Origin of the sequence: Prodigiosinella confusarubida, assembly GCF_002847015.1 — a bacterium.
In the GTDB taxonomy this organism is placed as follows: domain Bacteria; phylum Pseudomonadota; class Gammaproteobacteria; order Enterobacterales; family Enterobacteriaceae; genus Prodigiosinella; species Prodigiosinella aquatilis.
Genome location: NZ_CP025085.1, coordinates 128,979 through 150,201 on the forward strand (window position 1 = coordinate 128,979; position 21,223 = coordinate 150,201).

Consider the following 21,223-nt stretch of genomic DNA (forward strand, 5'->3'; position numbering starts at 1 on the left):
TTATTGCTGATTTAACCAATTCTGAGCAAGAAACAGAGCACTAACGTTACGTGCCTCACGGAAATCCGGTTCGTTAAGCAATGCCATCATATTTTGCAATGGCCAGCGAACTTGCGGCATCGGTTCAGGTTCATCACCTGGAAGACTTTTTAGATAAAGGCCATGGGCAATCACAATGCTCATTTGACTGGAAAAATAAGACGGCGCCATCGTCAATGTTGCCAGCAAATCGATACGCTCTGCACCAAACCCCACTTCTTCCATCAACTCTCTATTTGCCGCTTCAAAGACAGTTTCGCCAGGATCAATCAATCCTTTTGGGAAGCCCAGTTCATACTGTTCAATACCGACAGCGTATTCATGAATCAGCAGCAAATTATCGTCAATGACGGGCACAATCATGACCGCTTCCCGACCGGAGGGGCGCATACGTTCATAAACACGACGTGCGCCATTGCTGAACTCCAAATCCACCGATTCCACATCAAACAGACGTGAGCGGGCAACGGTCTCAACCTTAAGGATTTTGGGTTTTTGCAGGTTACTATTCATCATGGCCCCATAAGGAACGGACTGCCGAAACGACGCCTTGATCTACAATCAGAAAAGGCAACCGATGCCCTAGCCAAAAGAGATGTGTCGTCGAACGAAAAACATTCATTCAAAATAAGTTCGGTGTATCACGTTTTGCCTTAACAGTGACACTGCTCGCAATTTTACCATAGTGTTTTTACGTTTTCACAACATGCGACACACATTACTTTTGTTAAAGTAAAAAATAAAAGTCAATAGGTTAGATAAAATTCAGATTATCCTCATTTTAGCTACTTATCTTAATTGTTAACATAATCTATTACATAAGTAATATTGGGTGATTTCAATTAATAAAGGCAGCTAACGGAATAACATGGGTTAACATTATCGCTGTAATTTTGTTAGTATCCGAAAAAACAAAGAGAACCCTGGGCTGTTAGATGGAGATAATATGAGCGCAATACTCATCATATTGGCTGTATTGTTTACCAGTCTGATCACCGTCGGGGGTTTCATTGGCTATCACATGTATCGTCGTTTTCTTTTTGTCAAACACTTGCCGGTCGTGCCTTCAGGACATCGTCATCTGACGTCGTCAGAGCGTGTCGCTGTGGAACACTATCTGACGCTGAACGCCCTTGATAAAACGATACTACTGCCGCTGACGATGTCCTTACCTTTGTTTCCACAACTGCTGCCCGGTAGCCGGGTTTACCCCATTACACATAGTATTACCCGCTACGGCATCAGTACCGATGCACCCAATAAATGGCGTTACTACATTGATACCCAGGAAATTCATCTCCCCGCGATTTGGGAACAATATATAACGCAGAATAATGAAATTGAGCTGATCAAAACCCGTTCCATTCCACTGGTTATCTCCCTCAACGGCCACTCCCTGACGGAGTTTGTTAACAACCCGGAGACCCTGTCAGGAACAGAAATCCCCATCGAAAAAGCTTTTATACGGAAAGAAGAAAACGAACCCACCGAACTGGTGACAATTCGCAAGGAAACCCGTGAAGAGCATGCCATTCATCGCTCCCGTGGGATCAAAGAAGCCGGGCTGCTCAGTCTGGCTTTTTTCATGCTGGCATTCAGTCTGAACAGCCCACTGGCGCTACTACCTTGGCTAGCGGGTATTGCGTGTCTGATAGCATTATGGTGCTGTTGGGAATGGTTCCGTCCCGCAAGCGAGAAAGAGCGGCTGGAAGTCCATTGTCTGAATGGAACACCACAGTGTCTGGGATTGTTTGGTGAGTCCAATCAAGGTCAGTTCGGTAATATTTCACTCGGTAATATCGACCTCATCTATCCTTCCCACTGGCAACCTTACATCAATTATGATCTGGGTAGAAAAACCGATATTGATATCTATTTAAATCGGCAGGTTATCCGGCAAGGGCAGTACCTATCATTACACAATGAGGTGAAATACTTTCCGCTACAGCGCTGGGGGAGAAATCTGTTACTGGCCTGTGGTTCGTTAGTCAGTCTGGTGCTATTAGTCAGTTCCGTTCCACTGGATTTGCCACTCAAACTCAGCATGGCCTGGATGCAAGGGGTGGAAAATATCAAAGTGACTCAAGTCGGTGAGCTTGAAAACAAGTCGCTGCACATCGGTGATACCCTAGAAGTTAAAGGTACGGGTATGTGCTACGTCCCACCTATCAATTCAAATGATACTGCACCCAAAAAGAACCCTTTCACACCATTTGACTGCTCAGCTATCTACTGGAATAAGGCAGAACCACTACCGGCCCCCGAATCAGACATTGTTGAGAAAGCCTCAGCACTGTTAAAAACCGTGAATGAACAGTTGCATCCGCAAGACACCAATGACGGTAGGCTCAGTTCGCCGTTAGCCAGCACTATTCAAAAGTCAGGCATGATTTTACTGAGCAATTTTTCCGACATCATACTGAAAACCGAAGATCTGTGTGAAAAAGATGACAACTGCATCCGACTGAAAAACGCCTTGACCAACCTGGGTAATGCAAAAAGTTGGAACCTGCTGGTCAAACGTGCCCGCTCCGGCGCATTGAACGGGATGAACGTTATATTACGGCCTGTCAGTGCCGAAACGCTGGAATCGCTGGTGAACAACGCCGCTGACTACTTCTATTATCAGGAAATCACCAACGCCGCCAACTCGTTGAATAGCCCACCGCCCGGCGGTTTTCTGATTCGCAGCGACGAAGGTCAGCAGTTTGTCTCATATCCGTTGCCCGCCACACCGATACAGAATTATCCTCCGGCAGAGCAATGGCTGGAGCTTCAGCGCCTATCGTCCATGCTGCTACATACACCGTTTAAGGCCAGCGGCGTCATTACCCAAATCAGCATTGATGCCAACGGTACCCGCCATATCTCACTACACAGCGAACCCGATGCCGTCACGTTGTGGCGTTATCTTGGTTCCTGCCTGCTATTCTTGCTGTTCTCCGTCATTCTGGTGGTGAATATCGTGTTATTTACTGTCAAACACCGCCACAGTCGACAGAGGATTGCCAATATCCAGCAATACTATGACCGTCATCTGGTGCCATCAACACCCACATTTCCTCTCATTCACTAATGTTTTCCATCGGTAAACAGAGCTGGATCCGTCGGTAGGTATGCTACGCTGATAGCATCTTTTGACGCGATATCCACCACCAGATATCACGGTGTTTCATCTGGAGCGTTTATGAGTCCCACATTTAACTGGAATGAGATTGATACCGTCTTGCTGGATATGGACGGCACCCTGCTTGATCTGGCCTTTGACAGTTACTTTTGGCTGCAACTGGTGCCGCAGTCCCTAAGTGCCCAACGCGGGATAAGCCTTGAACAGGCAAAACAGCTCATCACCACGGAATACCGGGCTGTACAACATACGCTTGACTGGTACTGTTTCGACTACTGGAGTGAACGGCTGAGGTTGGATATTCGCCAAATGACCAGTGATATTGGCCCACGGGCTCGTTTGCGTGACGATACCGCGCCATTCCTGGCAGCACTGAGAGAAAGCGGCCGGAGAACTATCCTGCTGACCAATGCGCATCCCCACAGTCTGGCAATAAAAGTCACCCATACCGGCCTTGATCAACACCTTGATTTATTACTTTCTACCCATACTTATGGGTATCCAAAGGAAGATCAGCGTTTATGGCATGCGGTGCAGGCGCATACGGGATTCAACCCGACCAGGACCCTGTTTGTGGACGACAGCGAACCCATTCTGGATGCGGCCAAAGCATTTGGTATCCGCTACTGTCTGGGGGTCAGTAATCCTGACTCCGGCCAGCAGGAAAAAAGTTTCACGCAGCACCCTGCCATGAACAATTATCTGTCGCTATTACCGGCTATCTATCAATCGGATTCCAACTACCATCAGGAGCACTCATGAGCAAAGAAACCCAACGTGATGATGATGATAGCGTTCGGCTGGATAAATGGCTTTGGGCTGCCCGGTTTTATAAAACCCGAGCCATCGCGCGGGAAATGGTGGAAGGCGGCAAGATTCATTATAACGGCCAGCGTAGTAAACCGAGCAAGTTGGTGGAGCTTAATGCCGAAATCAAACTGCGCCAGGGAAATGACGAGCGCGTCGTTGTTGTTTGTGCGCTTAGCGCTCAACGACGCTCTGCAACACAAGCACAGGCCATGTATCAGGAAACGCCGGAAAGCATCGAAAAACGTGAAAAACTGGCGCAAGCCAGAAAAATGAACACCCTGTCCATGCCACACCCGGATCGGCGCCCGGATAAAAAAGAGCGACGGGATTTAATTAAATTTAAATACAGTGACACAGAATAATCCGCAGTCACCAAGAGAGACAATTATGGCCCATCATGACCAACTACATCGCTATCTGTTTGAAAATCACGCCGTTCGTGGCGAGTTGGCAACGGTAAGCGACACATTTCAGCACATGCTGGCAAATTATGACTATCCAACGCCGGTCCAGAGACTGCTGGGTGAAATGCTGGTTGCTACCAGTTTGCTAACCGCCACACTAAAATTCAGCGGCGATATTACCGTGCAGTTGCAAGGTGATGGCCCACTGAAACTGGCGGTGATTAATGGCAATCATCAGCAAAAAATGCGTGGTGTCGCCCGTCTGCAGGGAGAGATTGCCGAAGGCAGCACGCTGCGGGAAATGGTCGGCAACGGTTACCTGGTGATTACCATTACACCAACCGAAGGTGAACGTTATCAGGGTGTCGTGGGGCTTGATGGAGAAGATGTCGCCGCCTGCCTGGAAAACTACTTCCTGCAGTCCGAACAGTTGCCGACCCGTTTGTTTATCCGCACCGGAAAACATGAAAACAAAATGTCTGCCGCCGGTATGTTACTGCAAGTATTACCCGCGCAAAGCGGCAACCGTGATGATTTCGAACATCTGTCTCAGTTGACCGACACCGTAAAAAGTGAAGAATTGTTCTCTCTGCCAGCCAACGATGTACTTTACCGCTTGTATCATCAGGAAAACGTCACGCTGTATGAACCACAACCCATCACTTTTAGTTGCCAATGCTCCCGCGAGCGTTGTGCTGATGCACTAATGGCGCTGCCAGAAACCGAAGTCGACGACATGCTGGCACAGGATGGTGAAATTGACATGCACTGTGACTACTGTGGTAGCCATTACATTTTCAGCGCTGCCGATATACAAAACATTCGGCACGCCTCTGCTGGTAATACGCTACACTAATCCTTGCATTCTCATGATGGGCACGCTAGTGCCCTTTTCTCTGCTTTTTCACTAAAAAATACCTCATCTGCCTGATTTTCCTCCAAATGTATAAGCAAAGTTATTAATAAATTTATTTAATTTTATGATTGTTATCGCTGTTAAAATACGCTTTTTCTCTACAATTCATTAATAGTATGACTATAACAATTGAGGAGTAGCAAGATGCAGATAAAAGGTATTACACCAGAAGCTCTAGCGGCATATGGTATCCGTGATGTCAGCGAAATTGTCTACAATCCGAGCTATGATTTACTGTTCCAAGAAGAGATATCTCCTACCCTGCAAGGCTATGAACGTGGCATCGAAACCCAACTGGGTGCTGTTTCAGTTGACACGGGCATTTTTACCGGGCGCTCTCCCAAGGATAAATACATCGTTCGCGATGATGTAACTCGAGATACCGTCTGGTGGTCCGATCAAGGAAAGGGCAAAAACGATAACCATCCGCTTAGTCAGGAACTCTGGCAGCATCTGAAACAGTTGGTTGCCCAGCAGTTATCCGACAAACGCTTGTTCATTGTAGATTCCTTCTGTGGTGCCAATGCTGATAGCCGGCTGAAAGTCCGATTCATCACCGAAGTGGCCTGGCAGGCGCACTTTGTGAAGAACATGTTTATCCGTCCCAGTGATGAAGATCTACAGGATTTCGAACCTGACTTTGTGGTAATGAATGGCGCAAAATGCACCAATCCACAATGGAAGGAGCAGGGATTAAACTCTGAAAACTTCGTTGCCTTCAACCTCACTGAACGTATCCAGTTGATTGGCGGTACCTGGTATGGTGGCGAAATGAAGAAAGGCATCTTCTCCATCATGAACTACCTGTTGCCACTGAAAGGTATTGCCGCCATGCACTGCTCGGCCAACGTGGGCGAAAAAGGTGATGTCGCGATATTTTTCGGCCTCTCCGGTACTGGGAAAACCACCTTGTCCACTGATCCCAAACGTCAGTTGATTGGTGATGACGAACATGGCTGGGATGATGACGGCGTTTTCAACTTTGAAGGTGGCTGCTACGCGAAAACCATCAAGCTGTCCAAAGAAGCTGAGCCAGATATCTATGGTGCCATCAAACGCGATGCGCTGTTGGAAAACGTCACAGTATTGGCGGACGGTAAGGTCGATTTCAATGATAATTCAAAGACCGAAAATACCCGCGTCTCCTACCCTATCTACCACATCCACAACATTGTGAAGCCGGTGTCCAAAGCCGGACACGCCACCAAAGTGATCTTTCTAACGGCAGATGCATTTGGTGTATTACCGCCGGTATCAGTGCTGACATCCGATCAGACGCAGTATCACTTCTTATCTGGCTTCACCGCCAAACTGGCTGGCACCGAGCGTGGCGTAACTGAACCGATCCCTACCTTCTCGGCCTGTTTTGGCGCTGCGTTCCTGACACTGCACCCGACACAATACGCCGAAGTGCTGGTAAAACGTATGAAAGCGGCAGGAGCACGGGCTTACCTGGTTAATACCGGTTGGAACGGATCGGGTAAACGCATTTCTATCAAAGATACCCGTGGCATTATTGATGCCATTCTGAGCGGCAGTATTGATGATGCAGATATGCAGACATTGCCTATCTTCGATCTGGCCATCCCGAAAACCTTGCCAGGCGTGGATCCATCTATTCTCGATCCGCGGGATACCTATGCAAACAAGGCTCAATGGCAGGAGAAAGCCGAAGATCTGGCGCGGCGCTTTATGGCCAACTTTGATAAGTACACCGATACACCCGCCGGTGCTGCATTGGTCAAAGCCGGACCGAAGCTGTAATCAGGTAATGTAAAAAAAACGAGATACTTAAGACGATCACCACGTTTGGCGTCCCTACAGGAACCAAACGTGGTGATTTCCCCGAAAACTTGCAGACACGGGAATCAGGAAACCAGGTGTTTTAATCTGAATCCCGAGTCAACGCCAATGGATGATCCGTCTTCGGGGGCTCAAAGGTCAATGGCAAATAGGCTCGTACACTCAATCCACCACGTTCACTGGTACCGACATCCAGTCCTCCGTTATGAGCGTCTATAATCCGCTGAACAATCGCCAATCCCAGTCCCGTACCACTCGTACTACGGGCGCTGTCACCACGGACAAACGGCTGAAACAGATGTTTTAGCTGAGCGGGTTCAATACCAGGGCCATCATCTTCTACCTGGAACCATGCACGCTGTAATTCACGCCCGCTGCTGACCCGAATCCAACCATTGCCATAACGGGCGGCATTCACCACCAGATTCAGCGCGGCACGCTTAATGGATAAAGGACTGGCTCTGACCAACAATTCCCCTTCTGAGAAATGGCTGTCAATTTCACGCTCGTAACCACTTTCGGAAGCAACTACTTCACCCAGAATAGTGTTTAGATCGGCGACCTCCATCTGCATTTCCTGGCCAGTACGCAGATAGTCGATAAACTGCTCAATAATGGCATTACACTCTTCAATGTCTTTATTAATCGACTCCGCCAGATAATCGTCATCCTTGCTCATCATTTCCGTCGCCAGACGAATACGCGTCAGCGGCGTGCGTAAATCATGACTCACCCCGGCCATCAGCAAGGTGCGATCATCAGCCAACAATTTCACCCCAGAAGCCATCTGATTGAAAGCACGGGTAACCGAACGCACCTCGGACGCGCCATATTCTCGCAAAGGGGGGGGAATAATGCCTTTACCTACCTGGATGGCGGCGTGCTCCAGTTCCACCAGCGGACGGTTCTGCACCCGGATAAACAGCCAGGCGCCACCTATCACCAACAACATAATGGCCAACGTATAACGGAACAGAGGGGAGAAATCGCCTTGATGAATTTCCGTGAGTGGCACCCGCACCCAGATATCCGGTGAAAGCCAGGTTTTCAGCCATACTACCGGCGTATTTTTACTGACCTCTACCCGCACATCGGTTGGCCCGCCCAACTGTTGTGCCATCTGTTCACTCAAGAATTTGTAGTGCTGAGCCCAGCGCAGGCCGCTGTCCTCCGCCGCTGCGTTGGTATACAGAGAAATGCCCAGTTCCCGATAAATCTCACGTCGGAACGCCGGAGGCACTTCCAGCGACGTCCCATCTTCCAACTGCAATTTATCGGTCATCAACATTCTGACTTCATAAGCCAACACTTTATTAAACTGCTGAAGGCTGGGAAGAATCGCAAAGTTGAGCACCACCAAATAGGTGGTGACCAGACTGACAAACAATAGGGTAACTATTAGCAACAGCGTTCGTGCAAAGGAGCTACGTGGAGAAAAATACCATCGCCTCATGCTTTACTGCCATCCGGAACAAAGACGTAACCTAACCCCCATACTGTCTGGATGTAGCGCGGATGTGCCGGATCTTCCTCCACCATACGGCGCAGGCGTGAAATCTGAACGTCGATTGAACGCTCCATCGCACTGTATTCACGACCACGGGCCAGATTCATCAGTTTGTCACGCGACAGCGGTTCCCGAGGATGACTGACCAATGCTTTCAACACAGCGAATTCCCCACTGGTCAACGGCATAGGCTCATCATCACGGAACATTTCACGCGTTCCCAGATTCAGCTTGAACTTGCCGAATGCGATGACCGCCTCTTCCTGAGACGGCGCGCCCGGCAGTTCGTTAGCCTGACGGCGCAGTACCGCCCGGATACGAGCCAGCAGTTCACGCGGGTTGAAAGGTTTAGGAATATAATCATCCGCGCCGATTTCCAACCCGACGATGCGATCCACTTCTTCCCCCTTTGCCGTCACCATGATGATAGGCATAGGATTACTTTGGCTACGTAGACGACGGCAGATAGACAAACCATCTTCACCCGGTAGCATCAGGTCCAGCACCATCAAGTGAAAGGACTCGCGCGTCAACAAACGATCCATCTGTTCAGCATTGGCTACACTACGTACCTGAAAACCCTGTTCGGTCAGATAACGCTCTAACAGCGCTCGCAAGCGCATGTCGTCATCCACTACCAGAATTTTATAATTTTCTTGCATTCTAATTCTCCAAAGACGTAATAACCGCCGGGCTCAATATTGTTCAAAAACGTACACCATACTGACAATTGTTTCTGGTATACATTCTAAGCGAAATTGTTACAAGGAATATAAAAATACGTTGTAATCAAACGTTTCCTTTGTCTGCGTGCGCTAACCATGCCATAAATAACAACTTATTCGCGATTAACGTCATCGCAAGCGTCCATACACCACAGATTTCAACATGCAGACAACAACCGAATGAATCCCAGACACTGACGCAAGCCAAAAACTGGAGGTTGAAAACAGACAGCGCATCTGCAACTTGAAAGATGATGGGTATATAACACTATAGTAATAATTTTTACATTCCAGCGAAGCATATGAAAACCGATCTTATCACCCGAGAAGGCCATGAAGCTCTACAGCAGGAGCTGAACTATCTGTGGAAAGAACGTCGCCCGGAAATTACGGAAAAAGTAGCCTGGGCGGCCAGCCTGGGTGATCGCAGTGAAAATGCAGACTACCAATACAATAAACGCTTGTTGCGTGAGATAGATCGACGTGTACGTTATTTACGTAAACGCCTACAGGTAGTGCGGGTGGTAGATTACTCTCCCCAGCAAGATGGCAAAGTCTTTTTCGGTGCCTGGGTAGAGGTGGAGAATGAAACCGGTGAAGTCAAGCGCTTTCGTATTGTCGGTCCAGATGAAATCTATGGCCGCAAAGATTATATTTCCATCGATTCACCGATGGCCCGAGCCTTGTTGAAAAAATCGGTAGATGAAGAAGCATCAGTTACCACGCCAACCGGTAATAAAATCTGGTATATCAATAAAATCGAATATAAAAATCCAACTTGTTGAGCCCAAAAGCGAACAACTGTCATATTTTTCTGAATTCGAGATGTTTTACCCGGACTTTCCCTGCCGAAGTAGCGTAACATCTCTCCCCTTGTCTACATTTCACACAATGGGAAATACATGTATCAACAGCGTTCACGTGTTCTGCTCAAGACACTTTGGCTGCAACTTGTTCTGCTTACTCTGCTCTTGCTCGCTGCCCGTTTTATCATGTTCCACACTTTTGCGGATCAACAGCAGTTGGCAGGGCACGGTAATGCCATTAGCCGAATGTGGCTGACCGGGTTACGCTATGATTTACGCGCCGTCTCTATTTTACTGTCACCTTTACTAGTATTCGGTCTGCTGATGAGTTTACACGCCACCAGTTGGCGTTGGCTGTGCCGTCTGGCCCCGATTTATCTTGGGCTGGTCACCGTCATCACCATCACTATCGCCATCGGCAACTATTTCTATTACCAGACCTATCATACCTACATTGATATTTTCGCTTTCGGGCTGGTTGACGATGATACCGGTGCCGTATTAATGAACATCTGGCAGGACTATCCCGTCGCCATCGCACTCCTGACCGTTGTGCTGTTTTGTCTGCTGTCGGTACGGCTGGGCAAGAGAGCATTTGCCCCGAGGACAACCCCGCTACAGCCTTTTTCCCGCCCCGTATTTACCGGCTATCTACTGATTAGCCTGATGCTGTTTTTTGCCATGATCCGGGGCAGCATGAATACTTTCCCACTGCGCCGTAATGACTCACAGATATCCTCCATTACTATTCTCAATAAACTGGTTCCCAATGGGTTAATGGCATCAGCGTGGGCGATGAGCGACCGTGATGAAGATGTCAGCTTCAATGCTGTCTCGCATCAGGACGGCGCAGCGTTGCTGCAACAGACTGGGCTGGCGTCGCTGGACGCACGTACCCCAGCCAATCCCTGGCTGGTGCAACACAAGCCTAATGTGGTTGTCGCTCTGATGGAAAGCATGGGAAGCAACATGCTGGCTTTCGACCATTTACCGGATAACGACATGCTGGGAGCCTTGCGCCCACACTTCACCAACGATTTTGTTTTCCGCCGTTTCGTTTCCGAAGGGAACGGTACCGCGCCATCCTTCGCGGGACTGTTTTTCCACAGTCCGGTGCAAAATATCAGTCACTCGTCCGCCCAGTATGTAGCGTTGAATGACACACCGTACGCCACATACAAAAAAGCGGGCTACAAGATTATTTTCATCACGTCCGGCAGCCGGATGTGGCGCAATTTTGGTAACTATCTGCCGCGCCTGGGTGTTGATCAGATCTACGATCAAAGCTCACTGATGGAAACTTATCCTGAATCCGCTAAATCTTTAACCGACTGGGGCGTACCAGACGAATATGCCTTCCGCATGGCGGAGAAATTGCTATCTGAGGCCAAACAGCCGCTGTTTATCAGTATTCTGACTATCACCAACCATCCCCCGTACAAAGTGCCGACGACATATCGCCCGAATCCAGTACATGCCGGGCCGGACATGATGGCCCATGCCGAAGTCAGCCAGGAGGAACAGGAGGAAATCAGCCGAACTTACCAGTATGCGACTAATGCGCTGGGTGAATTTGTTTCGACGGTAAAAGCCTCGGGTAGCGGTGAGAAAACGCTAATTGCCGCCAGCGGCGATCATCAGATGCGTCGGTTAAAAGCACTCTCTCCGCACGAACTCTTTCTGGATCGCGCGGTTCCTTTTTATCTTTATATTCCCAAGACAATACTGGAGCACAGTGCCTGGCGTTTTGATCCCACCCGTCCCGGATCACATAAGGACATTATGCCGACACTGTATGCCTACAGTTTGTCCGATACGCCTTATCAGGCACTGGGTGGCCGGAATATGCTCGCTCCGCAAGACGACCCTAGCCGGGCGTTTGGTTACAACCAGGTACTGTGGATCGATGCGCAGGGCGCGATGCCTATTGGCAGTACAGTTCGTTACCCCTGGAGTGCAACCAACCCGATGATGGTAGAAAGTGAAAGTCGGACCACGCCCCCGGAAATTCAACAAAAAAGCACAGCTTACCCTGCACTACTACGCTGGCAAATCAACGCTCAGGAGAAAGGCTTTACGGATTGAATGCCCGGTCTGTGTAGTTTCTCCTAGCCAGACATGCTGTTGATATTATTTCCGCGCAACAGCGTTCCATGCTGAGCTTACTCCCTGATTAACAAGGCTTCTCTTTCCTGTCTGGAAGAGCGGCGTTGTTAATTGCTTACTATCGGTAAAAATTATTTGTACTTTGACATAAAGATGTCATTTCCATCACTTAGCGTGTCGTCAGTCGGTTATGGAGAGCTATTTATGTTTAGTCTAGATGCCATACTGCAAGACGTCGCACCTCATCGCCACACGCCACCCTGGCAACGCTCGGTTTTACGCACACTGTTATTCGAAAATGAAATGCAAGAGTTTGCCCAACGTTATCCACATCTGAAAGGATTGGATCTGGTTGAGCAGATACTGGATCACTTACATCTTGATTGCGAGATGATCGATGGTGATCTGGAAAACATCCCCAGTCAGGGCCCGGTGGTAATGGTCGCCAACCATCCAATCGGATCACTCGACGGTCTGGCGCTACTGCGTACCGTCGCCAGTGTCCGGCCGGATGTGCGTATTGTTGCCAGCCAACTATTATCTTACGTAGAACCACTGAAACAGTTGTTTTTCTCGGTGGATAACTTTAGCAACCGCACTAAACGCCATCAAATTGCCGCAATTCAGGAGCACCTGGGCAACGACGGTGCCGTCATTTTGTTCCCGGCTGGCGAAGTTTCCCGTATCAGTCTGAAAGGGATCCGTGACGGTCACTGGCACAGCGGCTTTATTCGCATGGCCGCCAAAGCACGGGCGCCAATAGTGCCGGTTCATATTAGCGGTCGCAACAGTGGCCTGTTCTATCTCTCCTCGCTGATATATCGACCACTGTCCACGCTGCTGTTAGTGCGGGAAATGTTTCTCCAGCAGGGTAATAAACTGCGGATTAAGATTGGTGCCCGTATTCCTTACGCCATCTGGAGTCAGGGCGACTTTCAACCTAACGATCTGGCCGCCCGTTTTCGACGTCATGTTTACCGTCTGGGGCAGGGAAAGCCAGGTTGTTTTTCTGGTGAGAAGCCCATCGCGCTGGCAGAAGATCGCATATTGCTCAAGCGAGCGCTGGCGAATTGCGAAACATTGGGTACCACACCGGATGGCAAAACGGTTTATCTGTACCGGCGTGGTAATGAAGATTATGTCCCACTCCTGAGAGAACTGGGCCGACTGCGCGAAATCGCCTTTCGGGCCGTGGGTGAAGGCTCCGGTAAACGACGAGATCTGGATAGTTTTGACGATGACTATCTGCACCTGATTTTGTGGGATGAAAGTGATCTGGAAATTGTTGGCGCTTATCGTTTTACACCGACGGCACAGTTAATTGCCGAAAAAGGCGAGAGCGGTCTCTATAGCCATAGTTTGTTCCATTATGGCGAAGAGATGAATCCGGTACTTGCTAGTGGTATAGAGCTCGGTCGCAGCTTCATCCAACCCCAATACTGGGGCAAACGCGGCCTGGAGTACCTATGGCTGGGTATTGGCGCTTATTTGGCCCGTTATCCACAGTATCGTTACCTGTTTGGCCCGGTTTCGCTGTCTAGCGCACTACCGCCGCCCGCACGGGATTTGCTAATCGCCTTTTACCGGCTACATTTTGCACCTGACCAATTGCTGGCCCGGTCACGGCGACCCTATCCAGCATCATTACCCGATGTGCTGAAACAATTTGAAGGTATTGATTATCAACAGGATCTGGCCCGTCTGAAAAGTATTCTCGGTAATATGGGTTGTTCTATCCCTACGCTCTATAAGCAATATTCTGAATTGTGTGAACCCGGTGGCGTTCGATTTATCGATTTTGGTGTTGATCCCGACTTCAACAACTGCATTGATGGGCTGGTACTGGTGGATCTTCAGAAACTCAAAGAGTCTCGCTATCAACGTTATATCGCGCCATTTTGTACGCCATAATCCATACCTGATAATCATTCCAGCCCTGCAATAACGCAGGGCGCTTCTTTGATCGTTCACGAAAAACCACCTCGCCATACAACTGGCAATTTGTGTCATCAATACGTATAACTGTCCCCCAGCGTTTTATCCTTAAATCAACGACTCACTACCCGACAACATTATGAATAACGTATTAAACAAGATTATTGCTGGCGAATTACAGGCACGTACCGAACAGGTCAGCGCGGCCATTCAGTTGCTAGATGAAGGCAACACGGTTCCCTTTATCGCCCGCTACCGTAAAGAAGTTACCGGTGGGCTGGACGATACTCAACTACGTCAGTTGGAAACTCGTCTCGTCTATCTGCGCGAGCTGGAAGAACGCCGGCAGACCATCCTGAAGTCGATTGATGAACAAGGCAAATTAACCGAACCACTGGCTGCCGCCATCAATACGACGCTTAACAAAACGGAACTGGAAGATCTCTATCTCCCATATAAACCCAAACGCCGCACCCGGGGGCAGATTGCCCTTGAAGCCGGCCTGGAACCACTGGCTGACAGCCTGTGGAATGACCCGAGCCAGACACCGGAACAGATCGCCGAAACCTACATCAATGTCGACAACGGTGTGGCGGATGTCAAAGCAGCGCTGGACGGCGCACGCTACATCCTGATGGAGCGCTTTGCCGAAGATGCGGCCTTGCTGGCCAAAGTGCGTAACTACCTATGGAAAAACGCGCATCTGGTTTCCGGTGTGGTGGCAGGCAAAGAGGAAGCCGGTGCCAAATTCCGCGACTATTTCTCACACCACGAACCGATTGCCCAGGTTCCTTCTCACCGAGCGCTGGCCATGTTCCGTGGTCGTAATGAAGGCGTGTTGCAATTATCACTGAATGCCGATCCGCAATTTGATGAACCGCCCCGTGAAAGCCATTGCGAACAGATAATCATCGACCACCTGGGTTTGCGTCTCAATAACGCCCCGGCAGATGATTGGCGGCGTGCGGTAGTGAACTGGACCTGGCGTATTAAAGTGCTACTGCATCTGGAAACTGAACTGATGAGCAGCGTGCGTGAAAAAGCGGAAGATGAAGCCATTAACGTTTTCGCCCGTAATATGCACGATTTGCTGATGGCGGCACCAGCCGGGATGCGAGCCACTATGGGACTGGATCCCGGTCTGCGTACTGGTGTAAAAGTGGCGGTGGTGGATGCCACTGGCAAATTGGTCGCCACCGACACCATTTATCCGCACACCGGTCAGACTGCCAAAGCCGCATCCTCCGTCGCCGCATTGTGCATCAAGCATCAGGTTGAGTTGGTAGCGATTGGTAACGGCACCGCCTCGCGTGAAACCGAGCGTTTCTTTCTGGATACCCAAAAACAGTTCCCGGATATCAAGGCACAGAAAGTGATCGTCAGTGAAGCTGGTGCGTCAGTGTATTCGGCTTCTGAGCTGGCGGCGCTGGAATTCCCCGATTTGGATGTTTCCTTGCGTGGGGCGGTATCTATTGCCCGTCGCCTGCAAGACCCGCTCTCCGAACTGGTCAAAATCGATCCGAAATCCATCGGTGTCGGCCAGTATCAACATGATGTCAGCCAAAGCCTGCTAGCGAAAAAACTGGATGCCGTGGTAGAGGACTGCGTAAATGCCGTCGGCGTCGATCTGAATACCGCGTCAGTACCACTGCTGACCCGTGTAGCCGGTCTCACCCGCATGATGGCACAAAATGTGGTGGCCTGGCGTGATGAAAATGGACGCTTCCGCAACCGTGATCAACTGTTAAAGGTCAGCCGTTTGGGCCCGAAAGCCTTTGAACAGTGTGCAGGGTTCCTGCGCATCAACCACGGCGACAACCCACTGGACGCCTCTACCGTTCATCCGGAAGCCTATCCGCTGGTAGAGCGTATTCTGGCGGCAACCGAGCAGAAATTGCAGGATATCATGGGCAATGCCAATGCGTTGCGCAGCCTTAAACCGACGAATTTCACTGACGAACGTTTCGGTCTGCCAACCGTCACCGATATTCTGAAAGAACTGGAAAAACCAGGGCGCGACCCACGTCCAGAGTTCAAGACCGCCAGCTTCGCCGAAGGTGTGGAAACGATGAATGATCTAATGCCGGGTATGATTCTGGAGGGCGCAGTCACCAACGTGACCAATTTCGGCGCTTTCGTAGATATTGGGGTGCATCAGGACGGTTTGGTACATATTTCGTCGCTAGCCGACCGTTATGTAGACGACCCGCACAAAGTCGTGAAGGCCGGTGACATCGTGAAAGTAAAAGTGCTGGAAGTGGATCTGCAACGTAAACGCATCGCGCTCACCATGCGCCTGGATGAGCAGCCGGGAGAAGCCACCAGCCGTCGGAGCAGTGAGGCTCGGGACAATACACCACCGCGACAGCCTGGCGGTAAAAACCGGCCCCGCAGTGGGAACAACGCACCGGCAGGTAACAGCGTCATGGGTGACGCGCTAGCGGCTGCATTTAAAAAACGCTGATGACCAAACGGGAATGGCGCCACCATTCCCGCTGTTTCAATTGCGAGCCAGATATAGCCACATCCGGAGGATCAGTGAAAACTGCCCCCACTAGTGTCTAGCGTAACGAGTGGGTAAACGACAACAACTGCTCAATAAAGATGTCTGGGTGCGAAATAAATGGCGCATGGGCGGCTTTAGGTATCACAACTGATGTCGATTGCGGTAACTGTGCATCCAGCAAACCCGCTACTTTCCGCGGCACTAATCCATCCAACCCGCCATAAACACGTAAAAAAGGCCGTTGCAGCGCGGCCAGCGGCTGACGTAAATCCACATGGCGTAGCATTTCCAGTCCGCCAATCAACACCTCAGCACTGGGGGCCGGTTGTCCGGTTACCACTGATTTCAACAACCGGGCATCTTGTTTCGCGCTATCAGTACCTAGCGTTTGCAACGCCAGAAAACGTTCTACCGTGCGCTGGAAATCGTCGCTGAGCTGCTGCTGAAAACCCGCCAACACTTCCGGTTTGATACCCGGCCAGTCCGTCCCGGCACTGAAGCAAGGAGATGATGCCAGCGTAATCAACGCGCTAACCCGCTCCGGTGCCATCAAAGCGATTTGACTGGCGACCAATCCTCCCAGTGACCACCCCAACCACACTGCTCGCTGCGGTGCCTGCGCCAAGACATGCACGGCCATCTCCGCTAACGGCATCGGGCCATATCCCTGACTTTGTCCATATCCCGGCAGATCCACCTGATGCAGGCGAAAATGCGGCGACAATCGCGTTACTATGCCATTCCATACCTGGGCATTCAGTCCCCATCCGTGCAGCAGCACAAGTTCGCAATCTCCCGAACCTTCCGTATTCCAATACAATGTCTCCATGCGTTATTGTCCACTCCGAAAATGTTGTGCGATGTTATCTTCATCAAGGAAGAGGTTATGTTCACTTTCATGGCGCGATGCTGGTTGTGTCAGCAACCGATCTATCATAGCCATCATGGTATTTGCAGTCACTGTCTGCGTCACTTACCAACACCACCGACCTGTTGCCCACGCTGCGGTCTGCCGGCCAGTTCTTCATCTCTTGCTTGTGGTCGTTGTCTGCAAAAACCCCCCCCATGGCATGCCCTGCTGTTCGTCAGCGACTATCAGCCCCCCGTGAATACGCTGCTCAAACAGTTCAAGTTCCAGCGACGTATCGAGCTGGCACCTGTGCTGGCCAGGCTGATCCTGCTACAGTGGCAGAAGCGTTACCGGCACGACTTTCTGAGTATGCCAGACACTTTTTTCAGGCCAGACATGTTGTTTACCGTACCGCTACACAAGCAACGCCACTGGTGGCGAGGATTTAATCAGACAGAACTGCTCGCGACGACGTTAGCCCACTGGCTAGGCTGTGATTATGCTCCCCATGCCTTGACGCGCACCCGCAAAACGCAACCACAGCAAGGGCTGGATGCCACCACCCGGCGCAGGAATTTACGCAATGCGTTTGACTGTAACGTATCACTGGTGGGGAAACGGGTTGTGTTGCTGGATGATGTGGTTACGACCGGCAGTACCGTCGCCGAAATCAGCCGAGTCTTGCTGGCTCAAGGTGCGTCCTGCGTGCAGATTTGGTGTTTATGCCGCACCTTGTAGTTCCGGGCAGGATGGGCGTATTATAACCCACTAGCATAGTCAACTATTGAGTTAATATTATGATCCATATTACTGACGCAGCTCAGGAGCATTTTGTCAAACTGTTGGCAAAACAAGAAGAAGGCTCGCAGATTCGTGTCTTCGTTATCAATCCCGGCACACCCAATGCGGAATGCGGTGTGTCCTACTGCCCACCCGATGCCGTTGAAGCTAGTGATACCGAGCTGAAATTCGAAAAACTGTCCGCCTATGTGGATGAACTCAGCGCACCTTATCTGGAAGATGCCGAGATCGATTTTGTTACCGACCAACTGGGTTCCCAGCTGACGCTAAAGGCACCTAACGCCAAAATGCGTAAAGTGGACGATGATGCCCCGCTGATGGAGCGCGTAGAATACGTGCTGCAATCTCAGATTAACCCGCAATTGGCCGGTCATGGTGGTCGCGTTACACTAATGGAAATTACCGATGACAATTTGGCCATCCTGCAATTCGGCGGCGGCTGTAACGGTTGTTCCATGGTGGATTACACGCTGAAAGAAGGTATTGAGAAAGAGTTACTACAGAAATTCCCAGAGCTGAAAGGCGTCCGGGATCTCACTGAACACCAGCGCGGCGAACACTCCTACTACTGATTTTTCTGTATAAATGTCCCCGCTCAGCAATCTGTCCTTTAACCTGGGACAGATTGCTGTTGGTAGTATCGGGATTATTATCCTGGCGAAAAAGGTATCTTTCTAAGCTACAACATATTGATTAACATTATTTTTTAGTTCATCGGCCGTAGTGGCAATGCAATATTCGCAGGATTGACGCTAGCCAATTACCGATTCACTGGCTTTCTGATTTCTTTTTACGTTTATTCGCTGGTCGGGGCATAGATTCACCGCGACGCAGATCAATATCGCGGATCAAACGTTCCAGATAGCGGTCATCAAACACAGAATCCAGCGTCCTGCTCAGCTTACGCCGCCAGTTCGGATATTCCCCTCGCCCGGTTCCCGGTACGTTCACCGGGGTTGCCATATCCAGCCAGTCTTCAATTTGCAGACCCAATAACGCACTATTGCTGTCAGCCAGATAACGCTGTACACCACGATTAAGCTGAGCGCTCATGGTTGTTAGCGAGGCATTGCGCCCTACCCGTTGCGGCAACAATCCATGTGCGTGCAAGGCATCCAATAGCCCTTGTTTCGCTTTTTCACGCGCCTTTATCTGTTCCTGCAAGATCTCGGGGCTCGGGTACAAACCGAGATCTTTGCCAAGTGTCAAATCCACACCCTGCCAGTAACCACGCAGTGTCGCCAGATCGTGAGTAGTAATGGTGGCCATCGACCGGCGGGGATAGTCCTCCGGCGCACGAAAACGATTCTGCTTATCTTTTTCAAAAAATAGCACTTTATAGGAGTAGATCTTGCTGTCATGCAGCTTGCCAACAATCTCGTCTGGAACCGTACCCAGATCCTCACCAATCACCAGACAGCGTTGCCGCTGACTCTCCAGTGCCAATACGGCCAGCAAATCATCAACCGGATAAAAGACATAAGCACCATTCACAGCCGGTTCTGAATGCGGAATCCACCATAAACGCAGCAGCGCCATGACGTGATCGATACGCAATGCGCCACTATGGGCCATGTTGCTGCGAATCACATCAATAAAGGGCTGGTAACCATATCGCTGTAACTGCTGTGGACTCATCGGCGTAAGTTGCCAATTCTGACCCATCGGGCCCAGCGCATCCGGTGGTGCACCGATACTGGCCTCCAGACAGTAAGTTTGCCGGTCATGCCAGGTATCGACTCCGCCCCGCGCGACACCGACAGCCAGGTCTCGATACAGACCGATAGGCATCCCCAGTTGCTTGCTATGAGCAAAACATTCCGCCAGTTGTTCATGCGCCAACCACTGTAGCCAACTATAAAAGGCAATATCGTCAGCATGCTTTAGCCGAAACGCGCTAACCGCCGCCCCTTGTACATCCCGATAACCTTCAGGCCAGTGCAACCAGTCAATAAAGTTTTCACCCTGATGATTCAGATAAGCTTGCAGTACATCATAGGTCGCTTGCTGCTCCAGGCTTTTACCACCATCTTTCACAAACTGCTGGAATGCAATAATGTGCGGATCCAGCTGGCTACGATGATTAAAATGCTGAAATGACAGACGCAGTGCGGTGAGTTTCAATGTGGTCACAACATCATAATCGACCCAGCGGTTGGCACGAGCAGCAGACAGCGTGCGTTGTGTTTCTTCTTCCTGCCACCACTGTTGAGCACTCACGCTCTGATGGAAATCATCAACCTGATTCACATCGATATAGACGATATTCAGCCAGTTACGGGATGAAGGGCTATAAGGACTGGCCGCCTCTGGATCTGCCGGATAGAGTGAATGCAGAGGATTAAGTCCCACAAAGGCCCCGCCCCGCCTGGCGATCTGTTCTACCAAAACTTTCAGATCGCCAAAATCACCAATACCCCAGTTATTCTGGGAGCGCAGGGTGTAAAGCTGGATGGTTACCCCCCACCAGCGTTTCCCCTGCTCCAGGGGTTCGGGCTCATAACAACATAGCGGAGCGATAATCAAGCGGCATGACCATTGCTGATTATTCTGCATCAATGTCAGTTGGTGATATCCCAGAGGAAGATTGTCAGGCAGTACCAACTTTGTACCACCAGTGATCTGGCCTTCGATCATGCCGCCTTTTTCATAACTGAACGCCCAATGGTATTCGCCTTGACCTGCCAGCGGCACCACTGTCTGCTCCCCCTGCCGAAACACTTTCACTGGCGGCACCGGTGCCTGCTTATCGTTACTATCACCCAGTATTTGCAGTAGTTTTTCTTTAATCTCTCTGGCTATCACCTGTTCATTGCCGTAAGCATCGGTATAAGTCTCCGCAATTCCCACTTGCTGGGATACGGCCTTTTTCGCCTTCAGTACCATTT

At 50.2% G+C, this 21,223-nt stretch carries 16 protein-coding genes; 11 read left to right on the forward strand and 5 right to left on the reverse strand.

Annotation, left to right across the window (positions count from 1 at the left end; translation table 11 throughout):
* Positions 1 to 552, reverse strand: coding sequence for an ADP compounds hydrolase NudE (gene nudE / locus CWC46_RS00615; protein ID WP_037380504.1), 552 nt, complete (start codon positions 550 to 552; stop codon positions 1 to 3).
* Between the two features lie 433 nt (positions 553 to 985).
* Here nudE and CWC46_RS00620 point away from each other — a divergent pair, with 433 nt between their 5' ends.
* The 5 genes from CWC46_RS00620 to pckA all read left to right on the forward strand — a co-directional run bounded on the left by CWC46_RS00620 (position 986) and on the right by pckA (position 7,060).
* Complete coding sequence (locus tag CWC46_RS00620; protein WP_021014130.1) at positions 986 to 3,115, forward strand: intracellular growth attenuator family protein; 2,130 nt, start codon at positions 986 to 988, stop codon at positions 3,113 to 3,115.
* Between the two features lie 111 nt (positions 3,116 to 3,226).
* Positions 3,227 to 3,928 carry a GMP/IMP nucleotidase gene (gene yrfG, locus CWC46_RS00625; RefSeq protein ID WP_021014129.1) on the forward strand — a complete coding sequence of 234 codons (702 nt, stop codon included), beginning with the start codon at positions 3,227 to 3,229 and terminating at the stop codon, positions 3,926 to 3,928.
* Positions 3,925 to 4,338 carry a ribosome-associated heat shock protein Hsp15 gene (hslR, locus tag CWC46_RS00630; protein WP_021014128.1) on the forward strand — a complete coding sequence of 138 codons (414 nt, stop codon included), beginning with the start codon at positions 3,925 to 3,927 and terminating at the stop codon, positions 4,336 to 4,338. Before yrfG ends, hslR begins: the two co-directional genes overlap by 4 nt.
* 25 nt (positions 4,339 to 4,363) lie before the next feature.
* The gene (gene hslO / locus CWC46_RS00635) at positions 4,364 to 5,236 is read left to right on the forward strand and encodes an Hsp33 family molecular chaperone HslO (protein WP_021014127.1); all 873 of its coding nucleotides are present in this window, start codon (positions 4,364 to 4,366) and stop codon (positions 5,234 to 5,236) included.
* Between the two features lie 204 nt (positions 5,237 to 5,440).
* Positions 5,441 to 7,060, forward strand: coding sequence for a phosphoenolpyruvate carboxykinase (ATP) (pckA, locus tag CWC46_RS00640; RefSeq protein ID WP_021014126.1), 1,620 nt, complete (start codon positions 5,441 to 5,443; stop codon positions 7,058 to 7,060).
* 121 nt (positions 7,061 to 7,181) lie between these two features.
* Here pckA and envZ read toward each other — a convergent pair whose 3' ends face one another.
* On the reverse strand, positions 7,182 to 8,552 hold the full coding sequence (envZ, locus tag CWC46_RS00645; protein ID WP_021014125.1) for a two-component system sensor histidine kinase EnvZ: 1,371 nt from the start codon (positions 8,550 to 8,552) through the stop codon (positions 7,182 to 7,184).
* Positions 8,549 to 9,268 (reverse strand): osmolarity response regulator transcription factor OmpR, encoded by a 720-nt coding sequence (ompR, locus tag CWC46_RS00650; RefSeq protein ID WP_001157747.1) that lies wholly within the window; start codon positions 9,266 to 9,268, stop codon positions 8,549 to 8,551. Before ompR ends, envZ begins: the two co-directional genes overlap by 4 nt.
* A gap of 365 nt (positions 9,269 to 9,633) precedes the next feature.
* On the opposite strand from ompR, the gene greB reads away from it, so the two are divergent.
* The 4 genes from greB (at position 9,634) to CWC46_RS00670 (ending at position 16,642) form a co-directional block, all read left to right on the forward strand.
* A complete protein-coding gene (gene greB, locus CWC46_RS00655) occupies positions 9,634 to 10,116 on the forward strand; it encodes a transcription elongation factor GreB (RefSeq protein ID WP_021014124.1) in 483 nt (160 codons plus the stop codon).
* A 117-nt stretch (positions 10,117 to 10,233) separates the two neighbouring features.
* Entirely contained in the window at positions 10,234 to 12,222 is a 1,989-nt protein-coding gene (locus CWC46_RS00660; protein WP_021014123.1) for an LTA synthase family protein, read from the forward strand.
* Between the two features lie 225 nt (positions 12,223 to 12,447).
* Positions 12,448 to 14,154 carry a bifunctional ornithine lipid synthase OlsF gene (gene olsF / locus CWC46_RS00665; RefSeq protein WP_021014122.1) on the forward strand — a complete coding sequence of 569 codons (1,707 nt, stop codon included), beginning with the start codon at positions 12,448 to 12,450 and terminating at the stop codon, positions 14,152 to 14,154.
* A 163-nt stretch (positions 14,155 to 14,317) separates the two neighbouring features.
* Positions 14,318 to 16,642 (forward strand): Tex family protein, encoded by a 2,325-nt coding sequence (locus CWC46_RS00670; RefSeq protein WP_021014121.1) that lies wholly within the window; start codon positions 14,318 to 14,320, stop codon positions 16,640 to 16,642.
* A gap of 97 nt (positions 16,643 to 16,739) precedes the next feature.
* Here CWC46_RS00670 and bioH read toward each other — a convergent pair whose 3' ends face one another.
* A complete protein-coding gene (gene bioH / locus CWC46_RS00675) occupies positions 16,740 to 17,513 on the reverse strand; it encodes a pimeloyl-ACP methyl ester esterase BioH (protein ID WP_021014120.1) in 774 nt (257 codons plus the stop codon).
* Positions 17,514 to 17,570: 57 nt separating this feature from the next.
* Here bioH and gntX point away from each other — a divergent pair, with 57 nt between their 5' ends.
* Both gntX and nfuA read left to right on the forward strand, forming a co-directional pair.
* Positions 17,571 to 18,272, forward strand: a complete 702-nt coding sequence (gene gntX / locus CWC46_RS00680; RefSeq protein WP_021014119.1) for a DNA utilization protein GntX — start codon at positions 17,571 to 17,573, stop codon at positions 18,270 to 18,272.
* A 59-nt stretch (positions 18,273 to 18,331) separates the two neighbouring features.
* The gene (gene nfuA / locus CWC46_RS00685; protein WP_021014118.1) at positions 18,332 to 18,907 is read left to right on the forward strand and encodes a Fe-S biogenesis protein NfuA; all 576 of its coding nucleotides are present in this window, start codon (positions 18,332 to 18,334) and stop codon (positions 18,905 to 18,907) included.
* 196 nt (positions 18,908 to 19,103) lie between these two features.
* Here nfuA and malQ read toward each other — a convergent pair whose 3' ends face one another.
* Positions 19,104 to 21,221, reverse strand: a complete 2,118-nt coding sequence (malQ, locus tag CWC46_RS00690; protein ID WP_021014117.1) for a 4-alpha-glucanotransferase — start codon at positions 21,219 to 21,221, stop codon at positions 19,104 to 19,106.
* Positions 21,222 to 21,223 lie beyond the last annotated feature (2 nt).

Coding starts and splice junctions, on each gene's coding strand:
- nudE (WP_037380504.1), bottom strand. CDS start 552: ATGAATAGTAACCTGCAAAAACCCAAAATCCTTAAGGTTGAGACCGTT.
- CWC46_RS00620 (WP_021014130.1), top strand. CDS start 986: ATGAGCGCAATACTCATCATATTGGCTGTATTGTTTACCAGTCTGATC.
- yrfG (WP_021014129.1), top strand. CDS start 3,227: ATGAGTCCCACATTTAACTGGAATGAGATTGATACCGTCTTGCTGGAT.
- hslR (WP_021014128.1), top strand. CDS start 3,925: ATGAGCAAAGAAACCCAACGTGATGATGATGATAGCGTTCGGCTGGAT.
- hslO (WP_021014127.1), top strand. CDS start 4,364: ATGGCCCATCATGACCAACTACATCGCTATCTGTTTGAAAATCACGCC.
- pckA (WP_021014126.1), top strand. CDS start 5,441: ATGCAGATAAAAGGTATTACACCAGAAGCTCTAGCGGCATATGGTATC.
- envZ (WP_021014125.1), bottom strand. CDS start 8,552: ATGAGGCGATGGTATTTTTCTCCACGTAGCTCCTTTGCACGAACGCTG.
- ompR (WP_001157747.1), bottom strand. CDS start 9,268: ATGCAAGAAAATTATAAAATTCTGGTAGTGGATGACGACATGCGCTTG.
- greB (WP_021014124.1), top strand. CDS start 9,634: ATGAAAACCGATCTTATCACCCGAGAAGGCCATGAAGCTCTACAGCAG.
- CWC46_RS00660 (WP_021014123.1), top strand. CDS start 10,234: ATGTATCAACAGCGTTCACGTGTTCTGCTCAAGACACTTTGGCTGCAA.
- olsF (WP_021014122.1), top strand. CDS start 12,448: ATGTTTAGTCTAGATGCCATACTGCAAGACGTCGCACCTCATCGCCAC.
- CWC46_RS00670 (WP_021014121.1), top strand. CDS start 14,318: ATGAATAACGTATTAAACAAGATTATTGCTGGCGAATTACAGGCACGT.
- bioH (WP_021014120.1), bottom strand. CDS start 17,513: ATGGAGACATTGTATTGGAATACGGAAGGTTCGGGAGATTGCGAACTT.
- gntX (WP_021014119.1), top strand. CDS start 17,571: ATGTTCACTTTCATGGCGCGATGCTGGTTGTGTCAGCAACCGATCTAT.
- nfuA (WP_021014118.1), top strand. CDS start 18,332: ATGATCCATATTACTGACGCAGCTCAGGAGCATTTTGTCAAACTGTTG.
- malQ (WP_021014117.1), bottom strand. CDS start 21,221: ATGGTACTGAAGGCGAAAAAGGCCGTATCCCAGCAAGTGGGAATTGCG.